Raw genomic sequence first — 24,498 nt, 5'->3', positions numbered from 1 at the left:
TGTTTAGGATTTTGCGACTGTTGCTCAGGCGTAGCGACTATTGTCCGATGGCGGGCCCAGATCGGCATCGCTCTCGGTTGGCATGGTCCCGCCACGATTTTGAGAGGGCAGCGATCCCTCATCCCGCGCATCAGCGCTGGATTCTTGGCCAAAATTCATGCCGTTATTCTGGGATGCGGCGAACATATTCTCTCTGACATCCACCCGCAGAGCCAGGTCCGCCCGTCCCTGCACTTTCAGCATGTCCTGAATCGCCGAACTATGTTGCATGATCATCTCGCGTGTGGCTTCACTATCGGCTTCAATCCTTACAATTTCGGACGATCCGCGAGATATGAGCGACACTTCCAGGCGGCCCATATTTTTGCCATTAATTTCAAATTTCTTCAGATCTCCGGTAACGCTCAAGTCTCTAATTTCCGCAGCAAAACGCTCCGCAAACTGGGGCGCGCTTCCATCAAGACTAACTGTCTTGGCAGTCACGGCTTGCCCGCCGTTAACTGGAGCTGACGGGACTGGAACTGTCGTTTCCCCATCGCTTTCCAATTGGGTTGGAACGGTTAGGTTATCTGCTTTTGGCAATGAAGATTTGACATCAATGGTCATTGGTTTGTCAGCGGAAGCCATGACCTCACCCAGATCAAATTTCGGGGCTATCGATGATCCTGTAGGTTCAACCTTACCTTGGCTAGCCAGACGAAGCTCAAGCGTATCGCGTAACTTCCGTTGGTAACCTTCGTCCTGCATTGTTTCGGATGCCATTGGCATTTTCGCACTCAGACCAATATCCTTAGAGGGATCGGCCATTTCAACGTCAGAACGGGGCTTTGCGGTGACGGGCATGTCAATGCCGGGCACCTGCTTGGCGAGTCCGTTTGTGGGAATATTAGCATCCACCAGTTTTTCGGCATTTTCTGTCGCAGTTTTTCTGTCCGCTTGCGGGTTAGCAAATATCGTGGACAATTTATCAGCCACTTGAGATAATTTGGAAGTGTTGGAAGCATTAGCTCCATCGGCTAGTTTGTGCTCGGTGTCGTCTCCGGCCAATTCCGCTGCTGGGGCTTTCAGGGTTTTGCTGAAACTTTCCAAGTCCGACGCAGCCTTGGTCGCTGGTGGAAGATCAGAGGGAGTTTCGATATCACCCGCATCACTGTTGGCAGAGATATTCGCCGCGATGATTCCGAAACCAATGGTCTGGTTCGTTGCGGGAACCGGCTGGGCATCATAACCCATTAACTGTTGGAGAAACTCGTCACTGCGACTTTCATCAGCCGTCTCTGCAACGCCGTTTTTAACAGCCGGAAGAGACCGATCTTCACTGGGAAGCAGAAGGGAGCTGAACTCGTTATTTGCAGTACGTGTTTCCATGTCTAATGGCTTTGCAGAAACCATGCCAATTATCGAATGCGAGGCCTCTGACATGATTTTACCGATCATCGCTGCGGTCCTTTTTCTTATTATTACTGATATTATACAAGATGTTATGCCGAATATCCGTCTTGAACATTTCTGCTCTACGGGCCTTGCGGAGGTTGGAATGGAGGAGCTTCTCGGTACCCTCATAACTGGTACGAGCGGCAAGGTTTTGCCGCTCTGCATGGGCAAAATCTTGCCGTGCCGTTATCATGGAGGCTTCAACCGATCGTTCGGCATCGACTAATCGACCCGACAGCTCCATTCTGGCAGACAGCATATCCACATCTATTGCTTGCGCATGGGACAGCGTTTCGGTCTGCAAACTTCGAATTCTGCTCGCACTATGCTCTAGTGCCACACAATGATTGTTCGCTTTGGCTAGCGCGCTTTCTTTCAATTTCTTTTGGGTATCACGCACCTTCAAGATGCGCTGCAACCCCTTCACTTTGCGTGTCATGGCTCAAACAAGCGAAACAGATCACCGACGCTTTGCTGAAAATTGATAAGTTCACGGGGTTTTTGCTTTAGATATTCCACCATGACGGGCCATTGCGCGAGCGCTTCATCAATATTGGGGTCACTCCCGGCCTGATAAGCACCCATTAAAACCAGATCACGGTTTTCTTCATATATGGACCAGAGGCGCTTGAAATGGGTTTGAGCCGCGTGATGCTTCTCATCAATAATATCAACCGCAACACGGCTGATCGATTTACCGACATCAATAGCTGGGAAAATACCCTGCTCCGCCAGCGACCGGGATAATATGATGTGACCGTCAGCAATGGCGCGGGCATTATCGACCACGGGATCATCCAGATCATCGCCGTCAGCAAGGACGGTATAAATGGCAGTGATCGAACCGCCCGTTTCACTATCATTCCCTGCCCTTTCAATAAGCCGCGGGATCATCGACAGGGCTGAGGGCGGATAGCCTTTCATAGTGGGCGGCTCTCCCGCCGCCAGTCCAATTTCGCGCTGCGCATGCGCGACACGGGTCAGGCTATCAATAACAAGCACCACCGATTTGCCTTGCGACCGGAAATGCTCTGCAATTGCAGTGGCCCGGTGCGCTGCCTTCAACCTGGAAGATGGAGAATGGTCGGCTGGCACAGCGACGGTGATCGTCGGCACGGCATCTTTTTTCTCTTTACGGCGATTAACGAAGTCATTCACCTCACGGCCACGCTCACCGATCAGGCCGACGACCACGACATCGGCGACGACACCGTCCAGAATCTGGTTTATCAGCATCGACTTACCGACACCGGACCCGGCAATAACCGCAACGCGTTGGCCCTGACCAAAGGTCAGCAGACCGTTAATCGCCCGGATACCCATGTCGATTGACTTGGTCACACTGGCGCGGCGCATCACATTGCCGGTAATTCCCGATAACGGGATACTTTCGGTCGCGAGGATCGGGCCTTTCCCGTCTATCGGCTCTCCCATAGGGCCGATGATCCGGCCAAATAGCGCATCGCCGACTGCGGCCTCGTTGGATTTGACATAAGGCAGCACAGGGCTTCCGCTACGCAGCGGCGCATCCTGTACCATCGGGATCATCAGTGTGCGTGATCCCTTAAAGCCAACGACTTCGGCGCTAATTTCCCGCCCATCAGTCGCAATGACGCGCCCCGAATACCCCAGAGGATAAGGGAAACCGGTAACTTCCAACATGCCATTATCATGCGCTGACAATTTGCCGACATGGCGCGGTTCATTACTGATATGTTCGATCCGCGCCAACAGGCCTTGAATGCCCTTCCCGCTATTGGGATCGCTTACAAATGACTTTGCCGGCTCACGCATGATCTGCGCCCGACCGTTGATCGCTAAATTCGTCAATTAGTCCGCGCAATTCGTCCAGGACAACCTCCGACCCTTTTTCAATCCAGCCGCCCGCATGGCTAAGTTTCAAATTGCCGCGCATCATCGACGGGTCGGCACGGAGCGGCAGCTTGCACACATCCTGATCGATCAATGCCATGTCATCGGGATGAAGGATCAGACTTGCGCCTTTTTGATCCTGATCGATTTTGTCGGCCAGCTGTACGGCCCAAGCCTGCAGCAATTGTTGATCCGGCACAGCCAATTCGGAGCAGCGACGGAACAGAGATTCGATGGCGTTCAGGATCAGTGCGAAACTGCCTGTGGAATAGAGGTCGTTTAAATATTTGATCGCGTCGGCCAGAACCGCAGACGCTTGAACATTCGCCTCTTGTTCAGCGGCCAACGCGGCCTGCCCGTCTTCCCAGCCTTTGCGATAGGCTGCTTCAAATATATCGTCGTCGACGTTGCCAGAGATAGTGCTCCCGGAAACAGGCTCTGCTTCATCAAAGCTTTGAAACTGATGATTGGCACTGGAGGGTGCTTCAGGCGATACACTGCCAGACCATGCAGAAAATTCTTTCTGCTCCACCGGCATGCGCCACAACGGAACGACTTCATCATTCCCCAATGCACGATGAAGATTTTGCTCGGCATGTAGATCAGACATAATCAGCACCGCCAGCCGACATCGTGATTTCACCGCTATCGATCATGGCTTTGGCTATCGCAATGACGCCTTTCTGCGCGCCGATTACTGCTTCCATCGGCTGCGGCGGTGTTTCGTCCATTTCATCCTGGATGGTTTCCGCTGCACGTTGCGACATAGCTTCGAATATTTTCGCTTTGAGTTCGCTCGATGCGCCGCGCAGTGCAGGCACTAATATGGAAGAATCCACTTTGCGAACCACCGTGCCAATGTCCTTTTTCGACAGGTTCATCAAATCGGCGAATACGAACATTTCATCTTCGATCTCCTTACCGACTTTGCGGTCGCGTTTTGTCACGCCTTTCAGGATCGATTGGCTGAGTTGCTTGGGCAGGCTGTTGACGATCGAGGCACTGTCCATCACTCCGCCGATATTCATGGGCGGCGCAATTTCTTCGGCTGACGGTCCGTTGCTTTCCAGCAAGCCATGAATTTGCGCCAGTGCATGGGCGCTAACTGGCCCTAATGTGGCTACGCGATATATAAGTTCTTCCTGTAAATCTGAAGGGACCAATTGCAACATTTCTGCAGCAACTTCCGCAGTCATGAACGAAATCAGGACGGCCGCGATCTGCGGCGGCTCATTTTGCACGAGTTCCGCAATATCCTTGACCGGCACCCATTTCAGCAATTCTGCAATATTGCTCGGCCGTTTTGGTGCAAAGCGGTTCATCATGTTTTCCGCCCGCGATGTTCCCAGCGCTTGACGGAAAACCCGGCTGACTTTTTCATCCGACTTATACGCAAGCATTGTCTGGTTTTTCGTCAGTTGCAAAAAGCGGTCAAGCGATCCGTCGATCTGAACCGCATCGACATCTGCGACACTAAACATAGCCTCGCCCAGCAATTCCACTTCCTGAGGTTCTAGGCGTTCAAGGATTTTCGCGGCTTCGTCATCATCAAATAACAACATCAAGATCGCGGCCGTCTGACGACCCGATATGAGTTCAAGCTGCTGGCCGTTTTCGCCAGATCCTTTTGGATTTTTGGGGGCTGGCTCAGCCATCGGCTTCCTCCAACTCTTCTGTTTCTTTCAGAAGCTCTTTGACAACCAACGCGGCATGGTCAGGATTTTGTCTGACAAAACTCTGGGTCAATAAAGCCCGTTCTTGATAGCTTGGAGCTGCCTGGATCATATCAATCGTGACGGGGCTACCGTCGTTCTGCGCACCAGATCCGGTTCCTCCAGCCGCACCGCCATTTGCTGCTTCGGCATTTGGCAGGCTGGCAACTTGTGCCTCCAGACTGATCGGACCGCCGGCATTCGCTTTGAGGTTTTTCTCTGATTTCAGCCACCGGTTCAATATCGGACGGCCGATTACGAAGATGATAAGCAAGGCAACAACCAACGCTGTGACATTACGGCTTATGACCGCAAACCATGGGGATTCATACCAAGGCTGTTCAGCATCACTTTCGGTTACTGGCCGGAACTGGCGAGCAGAAACCGCAATCTGGTCTCCACGCTCGGCGTTAAATCCGACAGTGCCTTTGACCAATTTCTCGATTTCCTGAATCTCTTTTGGTGATTTCGTATTTTTCAATGCCTTGTCATCAATCGCAACCGCAACCGAAAGCCGGGATACTTGACCGGTGGCCTGATTGGTTATGGCGATTTCACGAGCGAGCTCGAAATTACGGTTATATTCTTCACTGGTTCTCTGTGGCTCTGCCTGTTTGGTACCCTGCTCTCCTTCGCCGCCTGGCTTATCAGCAAATTCAGCAGCAGCAGGTGGACGATTGGCAAGCGCACCGGGTATACCGCCGACTTGCTGTCCGCCAACGGGTTCTTCCGAACGCGAGCCGCGCTCTGACCGCAAGACCGAACCTTCGGCAGGATATGTTTCGCTCGCTGCCTGTCTTTCGTCAAAATTCACATCGGCGGTGACTTCGGCAACAAAGTTTCCAGGACCGACAATGGGGGTCAATAGGCTCGCCAGCGACTGACGATAGCGATCTTCAATCTCGGCCTTGATTTTTAACTGTGTGTCGTTCTCACGTGATCCCTCATTTTCATGATCGGAGAGCAAGCGCCCATTTTGATCGATGACGGATACATTGGAAGCAGATAGACCGGGTACAGAGCTGGCGACCAGATTTAAAATGGCCGTTGTCTGCCGCTCATCCAATTTGGTTGTACCGGCCAAGTGCAATATAACCGACGCCGCCGGTTCGTTTCTGTCACGCAGAAAAATACTTGGCTGTTCGACAGCCAAGTGGACCCTTGCGGATATGACGGTATCTAAGGCCTCGATCGACCGAGCCAGATCCATTTCTCTGGCGGTACGTAATTTTTCCGATTCAACCGCGCGGCTGGCGCCCATAGGCATGCTCGACATGATGGAATCTCCGCTAGGAGCTGAACGGGGCAAGCCTTGACCGGCCAATTCAATTCTGGCGGTATGATAATCTTCGTTACTGACCATCAATGTGCCAGTCGTATCATCAACCTGATACTCGATATTTGCGCTCTGCAAAGCCTGCATCACCGCTGATTTATCATTGTCCGGCAATCCGCGAAACAAGTCACGCTGCGCTGGTTCGCGCAAAACCAACCATGCTGACAGCGCCGCTATAATCACTGCTGACAAAATAAGGAGCGGCATTGCCCGCGCAATAGCAGGTTGTTGGGTAAACCCCTGAATCGAACCCAGCATGCCGCCTGCCCCGGACGAATTCATGCCGCCGGTTGTTACGGGCATAAGGTTCTTGTTAAAGGATGTATCCTCAGCCATCTTATACCGACATGTTCATGATATCTTTGTAGGCGGACAAAAGTTTGTTCCTAACCTGCAAAGTGGATTCAAAGCCGATCGAGGCTTTATGTTTTGACAGCATCACTGCCGCGACGTCATTGGTTTCACCCATTTGATAGGCCGTGGTATTAGCCTCTGCTGTGGATTGTAATTTGTTCACTTCCTGAAGAGCGTTGGTCATTTGCGCCGCAAATCCAACTGGTCCATTTGCTTTGTCGATGGGCGGCGTTTGACCTGGACCGACTAAAGCACCGGAACCAGCCAGACCAGCTGTTTTGCCTGCAATATCCTGAAGCGCATTATTGCGGGTCAGGATCGCATTGCGTGCAGCCATCAAGCTATTCATGTTTACCGAAGACATATCCTATCTCCTGCTCAAGCGACCAACGCACGCATATCGGCCATCCGATAGCGCAGCGTCCGTTCTGAAATACCAAGCTCTTTTGCAGCTTCGCGGCGGTTACCATTGGTTTGTTCTAGCGTTTGATTGATCGCATCATATTCAACGCTCTTTGAAATAGATTGCAGGTCGCGGCCGCGAACAAACCGTGCGGAGCTGCCTGGTTCTACGGCATCCTTCTTGGGTTGAACGGAAAGGCTCGCGCCGGAAAACATCAGGTCGGCGGCTTCGATCCGATCGCTGTCACACATGACAAGTGCCCGTTGCAGCACGTTAGCGAGCTCACGGACGTTACCGGGCCATTGATGGGCCTTGAGCCGCGCGATGGCGCATCTAGACAAGCCGATAAATTTGTCGTGGCCCTTTTGGAAGTCGATCATCATGAATGCAGAGATTGCAACAATATCGGCTGGGCGCGATGCCAGCGGTTCCAATTCAACCGGCATGACATTCAAACGCCAATATAGATCTTCACGGAATTTCCCGGCTTTAACTTCTTCAGCGAAGTTACGGTTTGCAGCACAGATGATGCGAACATCAATCTTTTCATGACGCGATGCACCGACGGGAAGAATTTCACCCTCTTGCAACACGCGCAAAAGCTTTGACTGGCTTTCCAGCGGCATCTCAGTAATCTCGTCGAGGAAGATCGTGCCGCCATCTGCTTCTTTAAACAGACCAACCGCGCTGGAATAGGCGCCGGTAAAAGCACCTTTCTTATGACCGAACAAAATAGACTCGATCATCGTTTCGGTAATTGCTGCACAATTAACGGTGACAAGTTGCTTGTTAGCGCGAGTGCTATGTTCGTGAATATATCTCGCGACGCCCTCTTTGCCGGTACCGGTTTCGCCGGTGATCATGACATTGGCATCGCTCTTCGCCACACGGGCGGCATATTTATATAAGGCAATAGATTTGGGATCCGCAAAAGCAGGCCCCTTGCCCCCACGCATGGATTCGACAATGCAAGACAAACCAAATTCTTTGTCTGCTTCACCGAATTCGATGCGTGGGGATTGGCTGAGGGTAGCCGGAACGAAACGGAATGGGCCATCGCGATAAATCACGACAGGATCTTTTGGACCACTATTCATACCTGTTTTTGCTGCGCCATTCATGTGGGATAGTGGCGCGGCAGCAGATAATGATGCGTGGCTGGAGTGGAGGGGTTCAACACTCCCAAGCATATCAACAAGCTCTGGAAACCTAGAGACCAGGCTAGACTTTATCGCGTTGTTGACCATCTCATTCCCTAACGTTTTACTCTGAACACGGGATCCTTGTTGTGCTCATCCGACACCTCGCAATCCGCGTGCCAGTTATGAGAACTGGCTAAAAACTGTCATATCTTATTTTATATCCGTCGGTTTTCCGACGGATATGTCGGAAACCGGACAGCTATTGAGGGCACCTGTCGGAGAACCGACAAATTTTTCTTATTAATTTATTCCGGACCCGCCGTTAACTCCTCTGAGGCCGCTTCTGGAGACTGAGGTGACCCACAGTATCAATCGTGTAAGTAAATTGTGAAAAGGATGTCACTATGACTGTAATAGGAACCAACGTAGCCGCTATGCGTACCAGCTATGCTTCTAACCAAGCTGAAATGGGTCTCGCAAAATCAATCGAACGCCTGTCAACAGGTCAGCGTATCAACTCTGCATCTGATGATGCTGCCGGTAATGCCATCGCTACCCGCATGACCTCTGAAGTCCGCGGCCTGAACATGGCGATCCGTAACTCTAATGACGGCATTTCGCTGGCCCAGACCGCAGAAGGCGGCATGAACGAAATTACCAACATGCTGCAACGTATGCGTGAACTGTCTGTACAATCTGCCAACGGCACGCTTTCTGCCGGTGACCGTACCAACCTTCAGACCGAAGTTACCGCATTGATCGCTCAGATCGGCGATGTTGCATCACGGACAACCTTCAACGATGTTGCCTTGCTTGACGGTACCAATGCCACAATTAATATTCAAACCGGTTCCGATGCAAGTCAAAGTCTTGCCATTACATTGACCGACGTAACGGCTGCTACCTTGGGTGTTGATGCCCTGGATATCAGCGACGAAGCCGGTGCCGCAGCGGCCTTGACCGCTCTGGATACCGCTTTGGACACCGTAACAACGGCACAGGCTTCCTTGGGTGCCGATCAGAACCGTCTGCAAACCACAGTGTCTAACCTCGCTGATCGAGTTTCCAATATCTCCGAATCACGTTCGCGGATCATGGATGTCGACTTTTCGGCAGAAACCACGGAGCTGGCCAAAAACCAGATCCTGAGCCAGGCTTCTACAGCCATGCTTGCACAAGCTAACCAGTCGCAGCAGTCTGTACTTAGCCTCCTTCGTTAATTAATCGACCAGGCGAAACGGAAAAGCCTCTTCCCTTTATGGGAGGGGGCTTTTTCTTTGTCGGGTAGAATTATTAAATGATAAAATATAATCTGGCTGCGTACTAATTTGCACTCATCGCTGCCTGCAACTTTTCTAAAGCCCGCTTTTTAATCTGGCAGACGCGTACCGACGACACATCCAGCGCAGCACCAATTTCATCCAATTGCATCTCTTCAATAAAGTAACAGTTGAGGATCATCTGTTCCCGTTCATTCAGTTTTTTCAAATTTGCAGCTAATAGCTCGACCATCTGGCTTTTTTCCAATGCCTCGTGCTGGTCATCCTCGTCATTGGTAAACCAGCTACTGGAATCGCAATAAACTTCATCTAGAGAATCCACGTGAACGTCGATGGCACGATCGGCATTTTTGCGAAACTCAGCCTGATCCATGCCCATAGCTTCAGCCATCTCGACTTCAGTTGGTTCCTGACCATTTTGCTGGGCCAACTGGTCGCTGACGCGGCGTAACCTTTTATTCCATTCAACTGAGCTTCGCCGCAAGCTGCAGACATTCCGCAGATAGTCGATCATCGCCCCGCGAACCCGGACGTATAAATAAGTGCTGAAATTATGCCCCTGGTCAACATATTTGCCGGCCGCCTCAACCATCGCCACCAAACCAACCTGAATCAGGTCTTCTATTTCAATTTGGTCGGGAGAGAATGACTTAATCTGCCAGGCGATTTTGGTCACCAGGCCCTGATGATCCTTGACCAATTTGGTCTCGTCAATCTGCATCGCGCCATAGGCTTGAGATGCTCTGATTTTTGATTGCAACATATTTACATTCCACTCGGTTATGAGATTTGGTTAGCATGAACCCGGGGCGTGTCGGGTAGGACTTGTGGGACGCCAATTTTGGCCAATACTTCAATGGATTTATCTTCCGGCAGTTCCTGATAAGAAAGCACTGTCAAATCCGGGAAACGGTTCTTCAGCAACGCTCCCAACGGGCGCCGGACAATCGGCGATGTGATGAGCGCAATATTACGCGCTTCCATCGGCAAGGAGCGGGCGGTTTCATCAACAGCCTCGACCAATTGCTGCGCCAACTGCGGCTCGATCGGATAATTTGCGTCTTCTCCGATTTTAAGCGCTTTGACGAGCAAGCTTTCCAATTCCGCATCAAGCGTCACTACCGGCAGCGGGAGATTAATCGGAACCATCGTCTGAATGATCAAGCTGCCTATTTTCTGCCTTATTATATCTACGATTTTATCGGTTTCAGTATGATGATTGGAAGCCTCCAGCATCGCCAGACAGATTTTCTGGAAGTCTTTGACGGGCACTTTTTCTGCCAGAAGGTCGCGACAAATTGCCGTGATAGCAAATAGTGACAGCGGCTGCGGTGTCAGACTATCGACCAGCTGCGGTGATGTTTCCTTGAGCAAGTCGAGAAGTTTCTGTGTTTCATCCATGCTGAACAATTGCGACGCGTTTCGGCGAACCACTTCGTTTAGATGCGTTGCAACAACGGTGGGCGCATCAACAACGGTGTAGCCTTCTGCAATAGCCTGCGACTTTTTCTCAGCCCCGATCCAAATGGCATCCATACCAAATGTCGGATCTTTACACGGCCGCCCTTCGATAACGGCATCCACATGCCCGTCATCAAGAGCCAAAAAGTCATTGGGCCAGACAGTGTCTTCGCCAAGAACCATGCCGCCCATCATGATCCGGTAGCTATTTGGTTCCAGTTCCAGATCATCTTTGATCCGCACCAGCGGCACGACAAAACCGAGTTCTTTGGAAATCTGGCGACGGATGCCGGTAATCCGTTTCATCAACGGTGCGCCTTTGCGGTCTTCCACCATCGAGACCAGACCATAGCCGATCTCAATACCCAGCCGGGCTTTTTCGGACACGTCTTCCCAGTCAATCTGTTCCGGTTGTTTTTCCTGAACCGGCTCGGGAAGTGCTTCCACTGGCTTCGGTTTGCGTATCAAATAGAAAGCAAGCCCGCCTGCCATCGCCGCCGCCGGAAGTACAATCATATGCGGCATACCGGGCAAGACGCCCAAAATCGTCAGGATAACGGCCACGGGAACCCAGGCGGCACCTGACCCGAATTGTGATGTAATCTGGTCGGGAAGATTCTTGCTCGAGGACACTCTGGTCACGATCGCAGCTGCTGCGATTGATAAGATCAACGCGGGAACCTGAGCCACCAGGCCATCACCGATTGCGAGCATAGTATAAGTGCTCATCGCTTCACCAAATGCCATGCCATGCATTGTCGTACCCAGAACGACGCCGCCGATAATATTCACAGCAAGGATCAAGACGCCGGCGACTGCATCGCCTTTCACGAATTTCGATGCACCGTCCATCGAACCGTAAAAATCGGCTTCGGTCGCAACTTCCGACCGCCGCGCCTTCGCTTCTTCCGGCGCGATTAATCCGGCATTTAAATCCGCATCAATAGCCATTTGTTTGCCGGGCAAGGCATCCAGCGTGAACCGGGCCGATACTTCAGATACCCGGCCGGCACCCTTGGTAATGACGATCATGTTGATAATCATGACAATTAGGAAAACAAAAATACCGACCACATAGTTGCCGCCGAGCAAAAGACCGCCAAAGGCTTCAATAATCTGGCCTGCCGAAGCACCACCGCCATGTCCTTCCACCAACACAACGCGCGTCGATGCAACGTTTAGCCCGAGACGCAGCAATGTCGCGAATAATAGCACCGTTGGAAAACTGGAAAAATCTAGCGGCTTATTAGCATTTAATGCGACCATCAAGATCGCAAGTGAAATCATAATATTTGTAATGAAGCCAATATCCAGCAACAGCGTGGGCAGCGGCAATACCATGAAGATGACCAGCAACAGCGTCGCAGAAGGTAGCAAGCCCGACTTCAAGTGATCAGCGATCCGTTGCACAGAAAAATATTTTCGGTTCATTACAGGTTACATCCCCAGTGTAGCGAGCATCAGATAGGCGGCACGTGCCGACTCGCTTAATGGCTTCGATTGATTCAAATTGCTTTTGTCGGCGGCCTGAGCTTGCGCGATCCGCAGATAGTCTGCCGGTTGCACTGTCCGCTGTGTGCCGGCGTACTGCGGCAAAGGATTTCCGCCCGACGGCAAACCGTTGCCGCCACCCACTAGATCTACAGCATTCGCCAGTTTTTGTTCGAAACGGCCGCGAATGTCCTCAAAGCTACGCGCTTGGCCAGCCGAGTTGAAAAAGACATTTCGGTTCGCGCGCGCAGCAGATGGAAAGGACGCCGCTGCCGATCCGCCTGGATTGACATTCATCTCATTCAAAAATTTCGCAGCCCCCGCAGGCCCCATGAAATGCGCCAGATAAAGATCAACGGATTCCGGTGTACGGCCCGTTTTCCGTTGCAGATACTGGCTGTTGTCGCGGGCAAATTCACCGGCCAGATTTGCAGAAATCTCGGGATTATTGCGGAGCGCCAATATGTTGGATCTCTGCACTTTATCGGAGACAGTCAGGGTTCCGTTGCTGTTTCTGGAAATGGCATTTTGCGCCCAGCCGAGCCCGTATTGGTCGCCCTTTTCCTTGACCAATCCCAACCATGTCTGATCGATAAACTGATAAAGGCCAGTTGCCGACGACGTCTGCGCCTTTGCGTCTGGCCGCATTCCGCTTTCAAGCTGGGCCTGAGCGATTAAATATTCAAAATTCACACCGGTCCGCTGCGCAGATTGCGCAATAACACCCGGCAGATCGCGCCGTTCGGTCAGGTTGGTGATTGAAAAGTTGGACATGGTGGTATCAAAGTCTCCTGCCATGGAGATAAGCAATGATCATGCCAAAAATTTGTATCAGGAGATATTTTTAGTGTTATTTTGTCGCCAAAACGAAAAAGCGCACAGACATAGCTATGTCGCGCGCAATTCAGCCATCGCCTGAGGCGATATTAGATATTTAAATTCGCAAATTACATGCGCTTGTCGACTTAACGACCGCTAGCAGCCGCAGAATATGTATTGGCTTGGTTTTCACGAAATCCCGCCAGCAATTGCAAGCGCGTAGAACTATGGTCTCGCAAAAAACGCAGCCGATAGATAGACGCCTGCATCATCTCGTCTACTTCAGACATCAAAGGCCGCAGGCCGGGGTCGAAATCATTAGCTTCAATGGCGCCGAGTTCAGCTGCTGCCTGCCCCAAATTCGTGCTGGCCTGAAAAATCGCGTCACTGTCATGGCCTTCAAGGGCCGAGAACAATGCGTCCTGCGAGTTACGGAGAGTTTCAACTATGTGCTTCATGTGTCCGTTTCCATTCCGAATACGCCCGTGTCGAGCATCTTTTGCGCCAGAGCCGCAGTATCTACACTATACATGCCTGATGCGATTTTCTGCCGCACTTCAGCAACTTTCGCAGCATCAAACGGCGGCGTTTTAGCGGCCAATATAGAAGCGGTGGTAGTAATCGACGGCTTTGCCTTTGCCTGACCAGCATCTACGCTAGCACCAACTTGTGCGGCAGTGTCCTGCAATATCGGTCGATCCAACCTTGTATTAATAGCCGAGTAGCTTTCAATAGGTTTCATCTCTATCTATCCTTAATCCGTTCAACCTATTGAAGTTTTTTTAAACCCGGTTGAAATGCCTCTAAGTTCTTTCATAACAATTTACGGTGCGTTGTGAAAAAATTAATAACTTCACCAAAAAAAAATTTACTGGGTCAATTCCACTTCGCCAGATCCGGAGACACGGGCCATTATCTCCTTGGATTTACGGCTGGAACGGACAGAAATATAGTCCCCTAACCTTCCATTTTCTTGGGCGATCACACCGTAGCTTATACTAAAGCTCGGACGTTTGACTACAAGGGTCAACGGCTGGTTTCGTAAAACCACAAATTCGTCCTGACTAGTTGACTGTGTTTGACCGCGCTGCACCGGAACAAATATCCGCCACCCCAATGCAGGACAGCTCACCATCACGGCGCTATTATTGGTTTCCGATAAATCCAGCGTGCCGGGGCAACGCGTTAATCGCAATTTTGTGTCAATCGGCGCACGCGCTCCACCAGCATCACCAATATTTGCGCTTAGATGCATCGCAACCTGACGGTCGAGTTGAGCCGTGTCCTCAAATGGAGAAGCTGCCCCCATTGAAAATATGAATAATATGGGCAAAGCGACGCGATGATAAAGCATGATGTTTTCCTGTGCACTTTTGGTTGATGTCACCAAAGCAGGTTTCATGCCAGTTTCTCACCTACGTTCATCATTTTTTAGGAATGGTATTTTCTGCCGGTAGAAAGCTAAGCATGATCTTCTGCTTTTCTTGCTCCTTGGAAACCAGCTTATCCGGTACTTTCAGGACAATCATTTTGCCGTCCTGCCCCGCTTTTTCAAATGCGTCGGCAATTGCGGCCGAACGGGCAGCCACTTTTTCCCATTGCCGCAGCCTTTGGCCGTGCCGCGCTTCAGCTGCAGCAGGAACCTGGATCACCAGTAACTGCTTTTGCTGGACGGTCAGAATTTTAGCAATTTCATTGCGGGCAAAGTCCGTCAATATAGCGTTGCTGTCATCGAAAAATTCGGAGGGCTTATATTCAAAGCTACCTAGCACGGCTGGAGCCTGCGCGGTTTTAGCCCCCATTTTCTCACGCGTTTTAGGGTCCGCAAGATTCATAAAATGCGCATAAGCAAAGGCGCTGAGCAACATCAATGCTAGGTCCAAAAATGCCAGAGTTGTGCGACCCGCGTGCACCGTTCAGCTCGCGGCCCGCAAAGGCTGTTGCGGAGAAAAATGAACCGGTCCGACAATGAGCAACTCCCGTTTTGCGATTGCGATCATGTGCTGCACCGCGGCGGCGCGATACGCATTTAATATCTCCGCTCTGGCCTGCAAGCGTACATAAATGGGAAAAGCAACAATGTTAGAAATGAATAATCCATAAAGACTGGTAAGCAGCGTGAAGCTCATAGCTGGCCCCATTTTCAGGGGGTCAATGCCAGTCGCAAAAAGCTGGACCAAGCCAATGATTGTACCGATCAAGCCAATGGCTGGAGCGATTTCTGACGCTGCGCTCCAATAGGTCGCCATCATATTCTGCTTCTTTTGGATCGCATGTTCTTCGAGCCGCGCCCATTCTTCGAACGTTTTTGCATCCTTGGCGTTCAGAAGGTACTGAATAACGCGGGTCACGAAAACATCTGGGCTACGAACCCGCTCCAGCCCTAAAAAGCCCTCCTCTCGCAATACAAAATCAATACGGCGGCACATGAAGGTGGCGTTCTCTCCACTCTCCGCAAAGGGATCTCTGCCGCAATTAATTAACGCTGAGAGGGCCAGAACAAAAGATCCCCGACCGTTTTGTATCCAAGCCATGATCAGCACGCTGCCGAGCACAAGAACGAATGTTAAAGGATCGAAAAACCGTCCGACATTGCTGAGCACAATATCCATCAGATTATGATTTCCCCAAAAGCGGCAAATATTTTCCGGCAACCGGCAAAATTTTGCCGGTCGGGCCTATCCCTGAATGTAATTCCCACGTTCACTGCCATAAAATCCTTGAAAACTGCCATTTACCGCAATGCGTCAAAAAACTGGCACGCACATTGCTAAGTATTGTTCGAGATTACCTATCCCGGTGTTTCTCATGCCCAAGGTGACGGTCGAAAGGCCGCGCGATTAAGACAGGATTTAGTTTGATGCCGAGTTTGGACCAAGTATTTGCACTAAACGGTGGAGCGCTTCAGTTGCGTTCCCAGCGTTTGAACATGCTTGCCTCTAACATCGCGAATGCATCCACGCCTGGATATAAGGCGAAGGATCTCGATTTTGATCGGGCGATGCAGCAAGCACAAAATGGCAGTACCGTAGATAAAGCCATGGACGACCACACGGGCTTCCGTGTGCCGCTTCAACCCTCGCTTGATGGCAATACCGTCGAACTGTCGGTTGAACAGACCCTGTTTGCAGAAAACGCTATTCAATATCGTACGACCCTTTCCTTCCTACAGGCGGAAGTCGCGACGATTAAACGCGCCTTGAAAGGGGAATAGAGATGAGCGGAATGAATGTCTTTGACGTCGCGGGCCGGGCCATGTCAGCACAGATGGTGCGGTTGAACACGACCGCCTCCAATCTGGCTAACGCCCAGACCGATTATTCCAGCAAAGATGAAGCCTATCGTGCCATGCGACCGGTTTTCCGGTCCGTCATGGACGACAATATGGCGACCATCGATGTCGAACGCGTGGTTCAGACTGATGCAGAACCACAGAAACGATATGATCCTAATAATCCCATCGCTGACAAGGAAGGTTATGTCTGGGAAGCCGCCGTCGATGAAACGGCAGAGCTTATCGACATGCTCGAAACCGCGCGAAACTACCAGAACAACGTACAAGTTTTACAGACCGCAAAATCACTCATTCTAGAAACGGTAAGGAACCAATAATGGAAATTTCACCAACAGTTTTTGAAAAGAAAACGTCAACTATCGCTGGCCTCACCGAAGCTCAGCCAGCAGGTGCTAAAGGTGATAGCACGATGGGGCAGGATTCCTTTCTTCGTCTAATGACAACGCAGCTTAAATTTCAGGATCCGTTTGATCCCGTGGACAACCAGGCAATGGTTGCCCAGCTCGCACAATTTTCAAGCGTTGCCGGAATTTCCGAAATGAACAAATCGCTGACTGATATTGCATCCATGCTCGGCGACAATCGCCTTTCCGATGCGAAAGAATGGATCGGTCACTCGATACTCGTCTCCGGCAATTATGCAGTCGCGAATAAAAATGGTGAATATACCGGCGAATTCGAACTGAATCAGGCGACCGACAATCTCTCGATCGATCTGCTGAACGAAAACGGCGAAATTGTGATGTTTGCTGAATTAGGACGTCAGGAAGCCGGACCGGTAGAGTTTAACTTTGACAGCAAAAATACGGATGGCACCCCACAAGATCTCGGACGGTTGAAAGTCCGCGTGAATGGTGGATCAATATCTAATCTCGCAACATGGGTACCGGTCGCATCTGTCAAAACATCTGATGCCAGCGGTTCGCCCACACTTGTAACCCCGATTGGCAATGTGTTGCCATCTGAAGCTCTACGTATCGGATAAGCAAAAAGCTTCCCCACCCCAATTTAACCAGGAGAATATAATGTCTTTCTTTACATCTCTTAGCGGCCTGAAAGCCGCACAAACCGACTTGAATGTTATTTCCAACAACGTCGCCAATGTCAGCTCGACCGGTTTTAAGAAAAGCCGTGCGATGTTCGGCGATCTTTTCGCCGCAGCACCAACCCAGGCGACCAAGACGGTGGCCGGTCAGGGTGTTCGTTTAACCGGTATCACGCAACAATTTACCCAAGGTACGTTACAGGGCACTGATAAAACGCTGGATTTGGCGATTGCCGGTGACGGCTTTTTCACCGTCAAAGGTCAGCCCCCCCGTCAAGATACAAACTACACCCGTAATGGTGCTTTTTCGGTCAATCAAAACCGAGAGGTTGTTGATACGGTTGGAATGAAGGCGCAACTTTTGCCGGTTGACGCCAATGGTGTCGCCACATCGACCAATGCAGCAGATATGTTCGATTTCGTTGTACCAGATGTCGACCCAACTGATCCGGCTGCGCTTTTAACCAATATTTCGATTAACGGCGAAGGAGTCGTCAGCGCAACCTTCTCCAACGGAAACCAGGTTAATATTGGCGCCCTTGCAGTGGCCAGTTTCACGTCCGTAGAAGGCTTGCGCCCGGTTGGTGATGCCCACTGGCAAGCCAGTGGCGATTCAGGTCCGGCATTGATTAACCAAGCCGCGAACGGTCCATTGGGTCAGATTCGCTCTGGCTCTCTGGAGCTGGCCAATGTGGATATCACAGAAGAACTGGTATCGCTCATTTCTGCCCAGCGTAATTTCCAAGCTAATGCCCAGGCAATTGAGACCGCCAGCACCCTTAGCCAGACGATTATCAACCTTCAGGTCTAGGGTCTGAAAGCGATAGCAACCTAGGAATATTCTATGGATAAGCTTGCATATACCGGCGTCAACGCGATGAAATCGCTGATGAACCGGCAAACAGCCATCGCCAATAATATGGCGAACTCAAATACTGTAGGTTTTAAAGCCGACATGGTTTCGGCAAAAGCCCAGTATTTGAAAGGCCCCGGTTTAGACAGCCGCGCCATGGCGGTTGAGCGGGATATGCAAGCGGACATGAACGCCGGTACGGTTACCCAAACCGGCCGTTCGATGGATATTGCGCTAGAAGGCGATGCGATGATTGCTGTGCAAGGCGCGGATGGCAAAGAAGCCTATTCGCGGCGCGGCGATTTCCGCATCGCCGCCTCTGGCGCGATGGTTACGGGTGATGGCTTTCCGGTCATGGGTTCCAGTGGGCCGATCACGATGCCCCCCGCAGAACGGGTGGACATTGGTGCAGACGGCACAGTGTTTTTTGTTCCCCAAGGTGGCGATCCAACACTGCCACAGGAACTCGACAAGATTAAACTGGTGAGCATGACGGGCAGCGCCATTTCCAAGGGACCGGATACGCTATTCCGTGTGGCTAATGATGGCACCCTGCCCGTTGATGAAAATGCACGGGTCATCTCTGGCGCATTGGAAGGATCCAACGTCAATATGACCGCTGCGCTGGTCGACATGATTGAAACAAGCCGCGCTTGGGAAACTCAGGCAAAATTACTGCGGACCGCCGAAGAGCTGGATGAAAGCAGTGCCAGCGTCATGAACTTGCCGCAAGGATAACGGGTGCGATAATCGCACGAAGGAGACTATGAAATGAGCAATGCTGCTTTACAAGTTGCGCGCACCGGACTGGACGCACAAAATACAAAAATGCGCGTTATCGCCAATAACCTGGCGAACGTGAACACAACAGGTTTCAAAGCTGATCGCGCTGATTTTGAAACGCTTGCCTATCAAAATATCGTCACGCCGGGCGCACCGTCCGACGCGCAAAACCGCTTTGCCAGTGGCCTGCAACTGGGCACCGGCGTCAAATTGTCTGGGATCGGCAAAATCAATACACAAGGCACGCTGCAAAATAGCGAAAATGCCCTTGATATGGCGATTGAAGGTTCCGGATTTTTCCAAGTGGAACTGCCCGACGGCACGACCGGCTATTCCCGCGCCGGCAATTTTAACATGACTGCTGAAGGCACTCTTGTCACCAGCGATGGCTATCCATTGGTGCCAGCGATACAAGTCCCGCAAGGTGCGACAGCCCTGACCATCGGTAATAATGGTACGGTCACAGCATCATTGGCGGGCCAATCCGAAGTTAGTGAACTGGGGCAGATCGAACTTGCCAATTTTACCAATCCGGCCGGGCTGCTTTCAGTGGGCAATAATATTCTGACCGAAACCGCCGCTAGCGGAGCACCACAAGTGGGTGAAGCAGGCGCGGAAGGCCTCGGCACGATCCGTCAGGGTGCGCTGGAAGGGTCTAATGTCAACATTGTCGAAGAACTGGTTAATATGATCGAGACGCAGCGCGCCTATGAGGTCAATTCCAAAATGATCTCGGCCACCGATGAAATGCTGCAATTCGTTAACCAGCAACTTTAAATAAGCATTCGAGCGAGAGGCCTTAGCATCATGCAAATATCATCCCTTACGAAGACAGCAATGGCAGTCACAATTGCGCCATTTCTGCTAGTTAGCTGCATGGGTAGCGGCGGCGCAAAACCGCAGCAAGGCTTCGAAGCCTCTGTTGCGACGCCTCTTCCAGCGCAAACCCCGGCGAGCGCCAATGGCGCTATATTTCAGGCAGCCTCGGGCTATGCGGCACTGACGAGCGGTGCGCGCGCCAGTCGGAGGGGTGATATTATTACGATATTGCTCGTAGAAAATACGCGGGCAGCCAAATCAAATAGCGCCGCGAAAGATCGCGAAGGCGGTATTTCATTGGCGCCGCCGACGACCGGGCTCCTATCTCTATTCTCTCCCAGTGACGTTGCGACCAGCGGTTCACAAAATTTTACGGGCACTGGCAAAGCCGCCCAATCCAATTCTCTGCAAGGACAGGTTAGCGTCACCGTTGCTGAAAGCTATGCCAATGGCACTATGCTGGTGCGCGGACAAAAGCTGACGTCCCTCAATCGCGGCGAAGAACATGTTCAGTTTAGTGGACTGATCCGTGCCATTGATGTGTCCTCCGAGAACACCATCCCCTCCAATAAAGTTGCTGATGCCCGCATTATTTACGGAGGGTCCGGTGAAATCGCCACGGCCAGCAAACAGGGCTGGTTACAGAGTTTCTTTTCTATCATTTCCCCCTTTTAGTCCCCGGACAGGCGAGTCAATATGACCCAAGTTAATAAATTATCCCGCATCATTCACTTGATCGCCGCACTCGCGATTACATTGCTGATTGCTATGCAACCGGCACAAGCGGAACGGATTAAGGATATCGGCCAGTTCGCTGGCCTTCGGACCAACCAATTGGTGGGCTATGGCGTAGTGGTCGGGCTCGCTGGCACCGGCGATGACAGTCTGGAATATGCGACATTGGGCGTGAAAGGTATGACAAGCCGCTTCGGCCTTGCGCTGCCACCCGGTGTTAATCCGGCAACAAAAAATGCTGCTGCCGTAATGGTAACCGCTGAAATGCCAGCCTTTGCAAAGCCGGGACAACGGCTGGATGTCACTGTATCGGCGCTTGGTAAATCCAAATCGCTGCGCGGCGGTACATTAATTTTAATGCCCTTATATGGTGCCGATCAAGAAATTTACGCCATGGCTCAGGGCAATTTGGCCGTGGGCGGTCTTGGCGTTTCTGCGGCTGACGGGTCCAGCCTGACTGTAAACATTCCCTCGGTAGGACGCATCTCTGGCGGAGCTTCGATTGAAAGAACCGTCTCGACGGGTTTCGAAACCCAGCCCTATCTGAGCTTTAACCTCACCGATGCCGATCTCACCACATCTTTGCGCGTGGCTGAAGCGATTAATCAAGCGGTCGGATCAGAACTGGCAATCGCCGCTGATGCAGTCACCGTGCGGATTTCCGCTCCGGTTGGGGCACAGGAACGGGTCATGCTGATGGGCAAAATCGAAAACCTGCTCGTGAAGCCTGCCGATGCACCGGCCCGTATTATTGTGAATGCAAGGACCGGTACGGTCGTGATCAATGGCGCGGTCCGTCTGGGCCCGGCAGCGGTCAGTCACGGAAAATTAACAGTGCGGGTCGAAGAAAATCCGACCGTCGTACAGCCCGCTCCTTTTAGCCGCGGCAGGACCGCCACCGAGCAGAATAGTGACATTGCGTTAGAAGATAAAGGAGCCCCGGCTTTTGAAATTGGGCGCCGTGCTTCTTTGTCAGAAATTGTCGAGACTATTAATTCCATCGGTGTTTCACCGTCTGATCTAACAGCGATCCTCGAAGGATTGAAGCAAGCAGGTGCCTTAAAAGCGGAGTTGATCATAATATGACCACTATTAATCCTAATGGGAACCTTCTGGCTGCGTCGTCCACAAATGCCGCAAAGCCGGCGGGAAACGGCGAAAAATCAAAAGTTGAAGCAATGGCGGCTGATTTCGAGGCAATTTTTGTCCGCCAGATGTTGTCGACAATGCGAACGGCATCATTGGGAGAAGGTTTGTTCGATGGCCAGGGCACAGAAAAGTTCCGCGATATGCAAGATAGCATGCTGGCAAAAGACATGGCCGACAAAGGCGTTTTCGGCGTTGCCCAATTGCTGAGCCGCCATGTGGAGAAAATAAATGTCTGATATGCTTTCTATCGGGCGCTCTGCGTTACAGGTGAACAGCCGTGCGCTAGAAGTCGTCGGCTCCAATGTCGCCAATGCGAACAATCCAAATTATGTCCGCCGTACCCTCAACGTTGGGGACACGACAATTTACGGAAATACAAATTATTTATACGGAAATTTTACGGGCACAGGCGGCGTAGAAGTTAATAGCCTTGTTCGCGCCAGCGATCAGTTTCTGGAATCCGCCACGCGCCAAACCGGCGCAAACAGGGTTAAATCCGAAGTCATGGTGCAATGGCTGGACCAGGGCGAAATCGCTCTGGCGAATAACAAAGCGGATATCGGAAGCCAGCTCACCCAGCTTTTTGGCAGTGCCGAAGAGCTCTCTGCCGTTCCGTTCGAACCGGCACTCAGAACACAGTTTCTGCGTGATATCGAAGACACCGTGGCACGGTTTAACCAGACCGCATCCAATCTTTCCGCGACCACCACATTAATGAACGGTGCGGCGGCACAAGAAACATCGCAGCTCAACACCGCGCTAGCCGAACTTGCCCAGATTAACGGAAAACTGCGACCTACCACCCCCGGCACTTCGCAACATGTCGCTCTTTTGGATCAGCGCGATGCGGCGTTAACGGTGATTACCGAGAAGCTGGATGTCACGATCACCTTCGGTAATAATGGTACGGCCGATATTTCACGCGGTGGAACCAATTTGGTCACTTATAACAGCGCCAGTCCGGTGACATTTGTCGCTAATGCAAGCGGTGCCTTTGATATCGAAATTGGAGGGGCGTTACAGCCTCCCCCGACAAACGGGACATTGGGCGGTCTGCACCGCGCGCAATCCGATATCGCGGCTGTTTCGACAAAACTCAACACTCTAGCCGTCCAATTTGCGAATGAACTAAACGGCTGGCAGGCCAATGGCCGGACCGATGCGGGCGCTGTCGGCGGCGCTGTCGTATCTCATGGCGGTACAGCAGCCAGCCTAACGGCCACCGGACTGACGGCCACGGATCTGGCTCTTGCATCCCCCGCCGGAGTAGCAAACGGGAATATTCTGGCATTCGTGGATCTGCGGACTGCTACAGGTACCGAGAAAAATTACGAGGGCATAGTCCTTGGACAAGCCCAAAACCTCCTCTCTGCGAGAAGCGAAAGCCAGGCGGCAACGGCTTTTGACATTGCGACCCGCGAAGCGCGAGACAAGGTGTCGGTCGTGGATCTCGATCGCGAAGCCGCCGACCTCATCCGACTACAACAAGCTTATGAAGCCTCCGCACGGATTATTCAGGTCGCTCGCGAAACCATCCAATCCATATTGGCAATCTTTTAACAGACGCGCCGCAAGGAAAAACTGATGGACTCAATTAATCGCACTAGGCCCGTAAATGCCATTCAAAGGCAGAATGATCTTTCCCAGCTCATCGCCCGGACGGAGGAATCCATTTCCACTGGCAAGAGCTTTAACAGACCGTCTGAAGCCCCATCGAGCTGGCTGGAATTATCCAGTATCAGCAGGCAGTCTTCAATCGAAAGCAGCTGGACCAACAACATTGGCCGCGCGCGCGTTTTGGCGCAGCAGGCTGAATCGACACTGGATACCATTTCAAATGGCGTCATACGCACGCGCGAGTTGATGGTGTTGGCCAATAACGAAACTTTAGCACCGCAAGACCGCGAAATTATCGCAATAGAGCTGGAAAGCCTTCAGAACCAATTTAATCAACTGACCCAGGTCAAAGATAATTACGGCGGTCAGCTTTTCCACTCCGGCGATCCGATTAAAATGCGCATCGATACAAATGTTCTGGTGGCACCAGCACCGACTTTACAGGCAGTGGCAGGAAATATTGATATCGGTGGCGGAGCAACCGAGACCCTTGATACCCTAATGACCGATCTGATCAATGCAGTTCGCACCGGAACGCCGGCAGAACGTCTTGTTCAACTGGATCACGCTAAATCGATGACAGATCACTTCTCGACCCTGGTGGGTGGGCAAGGCATTCTCGTCAACCGGCTGGAAGAACAGGAACTGAGGTTACAGGAATCACAACTGAACACGTCGGAACGCCGGTCAGCGCTGGAAAACACCGATGTTGCCGCGGCAATATCTCAATTCAAGTCATTGCTGGTTAATTTGGAAGCGGCCCAGCAGCTCTATGCTCAGACTGCCCGCACGTCCTTGATACAACTCATCGGCTAACCAGCCGAATTCATCGCTATCGCGCCCTTAACCATAACGGCTTTCGTCCGTTCACCATTATGATGAATATCCCTTCGTTATA

28 protein-coding genes are annotated in these 24,498 nt (G+C 51.6%); 12 read left to right on the top strand and 16 right to left on the bottom strand.

Features of this window, described 5'->3' with window-relative positions; all coding sequences use genetic code 11:
* Positions 1 to 24: 24 nt before the first annotated feature.
* The 8 genes from V7676_RS01785 to V7676_RS01750 are packed head-to-tail and all read right to left on the bottom strand — an operon-like array spanning position 25 to position 8,208.
* Positions 25 to 1,437 (bottom strand): hypothetical protein, encoded by a 1,413-nt coding sequence (locus V7676_RS01785; RefSeq protein ID WP_335657945.1) that lies wholly within the window; start codon positions 1,435 to 1,437, stop codon positions 25 to 27.
* A complete protein-coding gene (locus tag V7676_RS01780; protein ID WP_335657944.1) occupies positions 1,427 to 1,873 on the bottom strand; it encodes a hypothetical protein in 447 nt (148 codons plus the stop codon). Before V7676_RS01780 ends, V7676_RS01785 begins: the two co-directional genes overlap by 11 nt.
* On the bottom strand, positions 1,870 to 3,228 hold the full coding sequence (locus tag V7676_RS01775; RefSeq protein WP_335657943.1) for a FliI/YscN family ATPase: 1,359 nt from the start codon (positions 3,226 to 3,228) through the stop codon (positions 1,870 to 1,872). The genes V7676_RS01780 and V7676_RS01775 overlap by 4 nt, the downstream gene beginning before the upstream one ends.
* Positions 3,221 to 3,916, bottom strand: a complete 696-nt coding sequence (locus tag V7676_RS01770; RefSeq protein ID WP_335657942.1) for a hypothetical protein — start codon at positions 3,914 to 3,916, stop codon at positions 3,221 to 3,223. The genes V7676_RS01775 and V7676_RS01770 overlap by 8 nt, the downstream gene beginning before the upstream one ends.
* Entirely contained in the window at positions 3,909 to 4,961 is a 1,053-nt protein-coding gene (locus V7676_RS01765) for a flagellar motor switch protein FliG (RefSeq protein ID WP_335657941.1), read from the bottom strand. The genes V7676_RS01770 and V7676_RS01765 overlap by 8 nt, the downstream gene beginning before the upstream one ends.
* A complete protein-coding gene (gene fliF / locus V7676_RS01760; protein ID WP_335657940.1) occupies positions 4,954 to 6,690 on the bottom strand; it encodes a flagellar basal-body MS-ring/collar protein FliF in 1,737 nt (578 codons plus the stop codon). The genes V7676_RS01765 and fliF overlap by 8 nt, the downstream gene beginning before the upstream one ends.
* A 1-nt stretch (position 6,691) precedes the next feature.
* Positions 6,692 to 7,072, bottom strand: coding sequence for a flagellar hook-basal body complex protein FliE (fliE, locus tag V7676_RS01755; RefSeq protein WP_335657939.1), 381 nt, complete (start codon positions 7,070 to 7,072; stop codon positions 6,692 to 6,694).
* A 14-nt stretch (positions 7,073 to 7,086) separates the two neighbouring features.
* Positions 7,087 to 8,208 (bottom strand): sigma-54 interaction domain-containing protein, encoded by a 1,122-nt coding sequence (locus V7676_RS01750; RefSeq protein WP_335657938.1) that lies wholly within the window; start codon positions 8,206 to 8,208, stop codon positions 7,087 to 7,089.
* A 449-nt stretch (positions 8,209 to 8,657) separates the two neighbouring features.
* Here V7676_RS01750 and V7676_RS01745 point away from each other — a divergent pair, with 449 nt between their 5' ends.
* Positions 8,658 to 9,473: a flagellin N-terminal helical domain-containing protein gene (locus V7676_RS01745; protein WP_335657937.1), complete on the top strand. Its 816-nt coding sequence runs from the start codon at positions 8,658 to 8,660 to the stop codon at positions 9,471 to 9,473.
* A gap of 103 nt (positions 9,474 to 9,576) precedes the next feature.
* Here the strand turns inward: V7676_RS01745 and V7676_RS01740 are convergent, their stop codons facing one another.
* The 8 genes from V7676_RS01740 to V7676_RS01705 all read right to left on the bottom strand — a co-directional run bounded on the left by V7676_RS01740 (position 9,577) and on the right by V7676_RS01705 (position 15,916).
* Positions 9,577 to 10,233: a sigma-70 family RNA polymerase sigma factor gene (locus tag V7676_RS01740; RefSeq protein ID WP_335657936.1), complete on the bottom strand. Its 657-nt coding sequence runs from the start codon at positions 10,231 to 10,233 to the stop codon at positions 9,577 to 9,579.
* An 80-nt stretch (positions 10,234 to 10,313) separates the two neighbouring features.
* Entirely contained in the window at positions 10,314 to 12,425 is a 2,112-nt protein-coding gene (gene flhA / locus V7676_RS01735) for a flagellar biosynthesis protein FlhA (RefSeq protein WP_335657935.1), read from the bottom strand.
* A gap of 6 nt (positions 12,426 to 12,431) precedes the next feature.
* Positions 12,432 to 13,259, bottom strand: a complete 828-nt coding sequence (locus tag V7676_RS01730; RefSeq protein ID WP_335657934.1) for a transglycosylase SLT domain-containing protein — start codon at positions 13,257 to 13,259, stop codon at positions 12,432 to 12,434.
* A 191-nt stretch (positions 13,260 to 13,450) separates the two neighbouring features.
* Positions 13,451 to 13,762 carry a hypothetical protein gene (locus V7676_RS01725; RefSeq protein ID WP_335657933.1) on the bottom strand — a complete coding sequence of 104 codons (312 nt, stop codon included), beginning with the start codon at positions 13,760 to 13,762 and terminating at the stop codon, positions 13,451 to 13,453.
* A complete protein-coding gene (flgM, locus tag V7676_RS01720; protein WP_335657932.1) occupies positions 13,759 to 14,046 on the bottom strand; it encodes a flagellar biosynthesis anti-sigma factor FlgM in 288 nt (95 codons plus the stop codon). The genes V7676_RS01725 and flgM overlap by 4 nt, the downstream gene beginning before the upstream one ends.
* A gap of 126 nt (positions 14,047 to 14,172) precedes the next feature.
* A complete protein-coding gene (locus V7676_RS01715) occupies positions 14,173 to 14,706 on the bottom strand; it encodes a flagella basal body P-ring formation protein FlgA (protein WP_335657931.1) in 534 nt (177 codons plus the stop codon).
* A gap of 22 nt (positions 14,707 to 14,728) precedes the next feature.
* A complete protein-coding gene (locus tag V7676_RS01710) occupies positions 14,729 to 15,175 on the bottom strand; it encodes a hypothetical protein (RefSeq protein WP_335657930.1) in 447 nt (148 codons plus the stop codon).
* 45 nt (positions 15,176 to 15,220) lie between these two features.
* On the bottom strand, positions 15,221 to 15,916 hold the full coding sequence (locus V7676_RS01705; RefSeq protein WP_335657929.1) for a MotA/TolQ/ExbB proton channel family protein: 696 nt from the start codon (positions 15,914 to 15,916) through the stop codon (positions 15,221 to 15,223).
* A gap of 248 nt (positions 15,917 to 16,164) precedes the next feature.
* Between V7676_RS01705 and flgB the strand changes: the two genes are divergently transcribed.
* The 11 genes from flgB to V7676_RS01650 are packed head-to-tail and all read left to right on the top strand — an operon-like array spanning position 16,165 to position 24,416.
* Positions 16,165 to 16,518, top strand: coding sequence for a flagellar basal body rod protein FlgB (gene flgB, locus V7676_RS01700; protein ID WP_335657928.1), 354 nt, complete (start codon positions 16,165 to 16,167; stop codon positions 16,516 to 16,518).
* Positions 16,519 to 16,529: 11 nt separating this feature from the next.
* The gene (gene flgC / locus V7676_RS01695) at positions 16,530 to 16,916 is read left to right on the top strand and encodes a flagellar basal body rod protein FlgC (protein ID WP_442955404.1); all 387 of its coding nucleotides are present in this window, start codon (positions 16,530 to 16,532) and stop codon (positions 16,914 to 16,916) included.
* The gene (locus V7676_RS01690; RefSeq protein ID WP_335657926.1) at positions 16,916 to 17,584 is read left to right on the top strand and encodes a flagellar hook assembly protein FlgD; all 669 of its coding nucleotides are present in this window, start codon (positions 16,916 to 16,918) and stop codon (positions 17,582 to 17,584) included. Before flgC ends, V7676_RS01690 begins: the two co-directional genes overlap by 1 nt.
* 40 nt (positions 17,585 to 17,624) lie before the next feature.
* Positions 17,625 to 18,455, top strand: a complete 831-nt coding sequence (locus tag V7676_RS01685) for a flagellar hook-basal body complex protein (RefSeq protein WP_335657925.1) — start codon at positions 17,625 to 17,627, stop codon at positions 18,453 to 18,455.
* Between the two features lie 33 nt (positions 18,456 to 18,488).
* Complete coding sequence (locus V7676_RS01680) at positions 18,489 to 19,235, top strand: flagellar basal body rod protein FlgF (protein WP_335657924.1); 747 nt, start codon at positions 18,489 to 18,491, stop codon at positions 19,233 to 19,235.
* Between the two features lie 33 nt (positions 19,236 to 19,268).
* Entirely contained in the window at positions 19,269 to 20,057 is a 789-nt protein-coding gene (gene flgG / locus V7676_RS01675; RefSeq protein ID WP_335657923.1) for a flagellar basal-body rod protein FlgG, read from the top strand.
* A 60-nt stretch (positions 20,058 to 20,117) separates the two neighbouring features.
* A complete protein-coding gene (locus V7676_RS01670) occupies positions 20,118 to 20,774 on the top strand; it encodes a flagellar basal body L-ring protein FlgH (RefSeq protein ID WP_335657922.1) in 657 nt (218 codons plus the stop codon).
* Positions 20,775 to 20,795: 21 nt separating this feature from the next.
* Positions 20,796 to 21,920, top strand: coding sequence for a flagellar basal body P-ring protein FlgI (locus V7676_RS01665; protein ID WP_335657921.1), 1,125 nt, complete (start codon positions 20,796 to 20,798; stop codon positions 21,918 to 21,920).
* Positions 21,917 to 22,219 (top strand): rod-binding protein, encoded by a 303-nt coding sequence (locus V7676_RS01660; RefSeq protein WP_335657920.1) that lies wholly within the window; start codon positions 21,917 to 21,919, stop codon positions 22,217 to 22,219. Before V7676_RS01665 ends, V7676_RS01660 begins: the two co-directional genes overlap by 4 nt.
* Positions 22,212 to 23,543, top strand: coding sequence for a flagellar hook-associated protein FlgK (flgK, locus tag V7676_RS01655; RefSeq protein ID WP_335657919.1), 1,332 nt, complete (start codon positions 22,212 to 22,214; stop codon positions 23,541 to 23,543). The genes V7676_RS01660 and flgK overlap by 8 nt, the downstream gene beginning before the upstream one ends.
* A gap of 24 nt (positions 23,544 to 23,567) precedes the next feature.
* Positions 23,568 to 24,416 carry a flagellin gene (locus V7676_RS01650; RefSeq protein WP_335657918.1) on the top strand — a complete coding sequence of 283 codons (849 nt, stop codon included), beginning with the start codon at positions 23,568 to 23,570 and terminating at the stop codon, positions 24,414 to 24,416.
* Positions 24,417 to 24,498: the final 82 nt, after the last annotated feature.

Origin of the sequence: Parasphingorhabdus sp., assembly GCF_036963805.1 — a bacterium.
GTDB lineage: Bacteria > Pseudomonadota > Alphaproteobacteria > Sphingomonadales > Sphingomonadaceae > Parasphingorhabdus.
Note: the sequence above shows the minus strand (reverse complement) of the source record. Positions and strands in the feature narration are given on the sequence as shown.

What these genes read in the sequence shown, in the direction of transcription:
- V7676_RS01785 (WP_335657945.1), bottom strand. Translation starts at nt 1,437, where the DNA reads ATGATCGGTAAAATCATGTCAGAGGCCTCGCATTCGATAATTGGCATG.
- V7676_RS01780 (WP_335657944.1), bottom strand. Translation starts at nt 1,873, where the DNA reads ATGACACGCAAAGTGAAGGGGTTGCAGCGCATCTTGAAGGTGCGTGAT.
- V7676_RS01775 (WP_335657943.1), bottom strand. Translation starts at nt 3,228, where the DNA reads ATGCGTGAGCCGGCAAAGTCATTTGTAAGCGATCCCAATAGCGGGAAG.
- V7676_RS01770 (WP_335657942.1), bottom strand. Translation starts at nt 3,916, where the DNA reads ATGTCTGATCTACATGCCGAGCAAAATCTTCATCGTGCATTGGGGAAT.
- V7676_RS01765 (WP_335657941.1), bottom strand. Translation starts at nt 4,961, where the DNA reads ATGGCTGAGCCAGCCCCCAAAAATCCAAAAGGATCTGGCGAAAACGGC.
- fliF (WP_335657940.1), bottom strand. Translation starts at nt 6,690, where the DNA reads ATGGCTGAGGATACATCCTTTAACAAGAACCTTATGCCCGTAACAACC.
- fliE (WP_335657939.1), bottom strand. Translation starts at nt 7,072, where the DNA reads ATGTCTTCGGTAAACATGAATAGCTTGATGGCTGCACGCAATGCGATC.
- V7676_RS01750 (WP_335657938.1), bottom strand. Translation starts at nt 8,208, where the DNA reads ATGAATAGTGGTCCAAAAGATCCTGTCGTGATTTATCGCGATGGCCCA.
- V7676_RS01745 (WP_335657937.1), top strand. Translation starts at nt 8,658, where the DNA reads ATGACTGTAATAGGAACCAACGTAGCCGCTATGCGTACCAGCTATGCT.
- flhA (WP_335657935.1), bottom strand. Translation starts at nt 12,425, where the DNA reads ATGAACCGAAAATATTTTTCTGTGCAACGGATCGCTGATCACTTGAAG.
- V7676_RS01730 (WP_335657934.1), bottom strand. Translation starts at nt 13,259, where the DNA reads ATGTCCAACTTTTCAATCACCAACCTGACCGAACGGCGCGATCTGCCG.
- V7676_RS01725 (WP_335657933.1), bottom strand. Translation starts at nt 13,762, where the DNA reads ATGAAGCACATAGTTGAAACTCTCCGTAACTCGCAGGACGCATTGTTC.
- flgM (WP_335657932.1), bottom strand. Translation starts at nt 14,046, where the DNA reads ATGAAACCTATTGAAAGCTACTCGGCTATTAATACAAGGTTGGATCGA.
- V7676_RS01715 (WP_335657931.1), bottom strand. Translation starts at nt 14,706, where the DNA reads ATGAAACCTGCTTTGGTGACATCAACCAAAAGTGCACAGGAAAACATC.
- V7676_RS01705 (WP_335657929.1), bottom strand. Translation starts at nt 15,916, where the DNA reads ATGGATATTGTGCTCAGCAATGTCGGACGGTTTTTCGATCCTTTAACA.
- flgB (WP_335657928.1), top strand. Translation starts at nt 16,165, where the DNA reads ATGCCGAGTTTGGACCAAGTATTTGCACTAAACGGTGGAGCGCTTCAG.
- flgC (WP_442955404.1), top strand. Translation starts at nt 16,530, where the DNA reads ATGAATGTCTTTGACGTCGCGGGCCGGGCCATGTCAGCACAGATGGTG.
- V7676_RS01690 (WP_335657926.1), top strand. Translation starts at nt 16,916, where the DNA reads ATGGAAATTTCACCAACAGTTTTTGAAAAGAAAACGTCAACTATCGCT.
- V7676_RS01685 (WP_335657925.1), top strand. Translation starts at nt 17,625, where the DNA reads ATGTCTTTCTTTACATCTCTTAGCGGCCTGAAAGCCGCACAAACCGAC.
- V7676_RS01680 (WP_335657924.1), top strand. Translation starts at nt 18,489, where the DNA reads ATGGATAAGCTTGCATATACCGGCGTCAACGCGATGAAATCGCTGATG.
- flgG (WP_335657923.1), top strand. Translation starts at nt 19,269, where the DNA reads ATGAGCAATGCTGCTTTACAAGTTGCGCGCACCGGACTGGACGCACAA.
- V7676_RS01670 (WP_335657922.1), top strand. Translation starts at nt 20,118, where the DNA reads ATGGCAGTCACAATTGCGCCATTTCTGCTAGTTAGCTGCATGGGTAGC.
- V7676_RS01665 (WP_335657921.1), top strand. Translation starts at nt 20,796, where the DNA reads ATGACCCAAGTTAATAAATTATCCCGCATCATTCACTTGATCGCCGCA.
- V7676_RS01660 (WP_335657920.1), top strand. Translation starts at nt 21,917, where the DNA reads ATGACCACTATTAATCCTAATGGGAACCTTCTGGCTGCGTCGTCCACA.
- flgK (WP_335657919.1), top strand. Translation starts at nt 22,212, where the DNA reads ATGTCTGATATGCTTTCTATCGGGCGCTCTGCGTTACAGGTGAACAGC.
- V7676_RS01650 (WP_335657918.1), top strand. Translation starts at nt 23,568, where the DNA reads ATGGACTCAATTAATCGCACTAGGCCCGTAAATGCCATTCAAAGGCAG.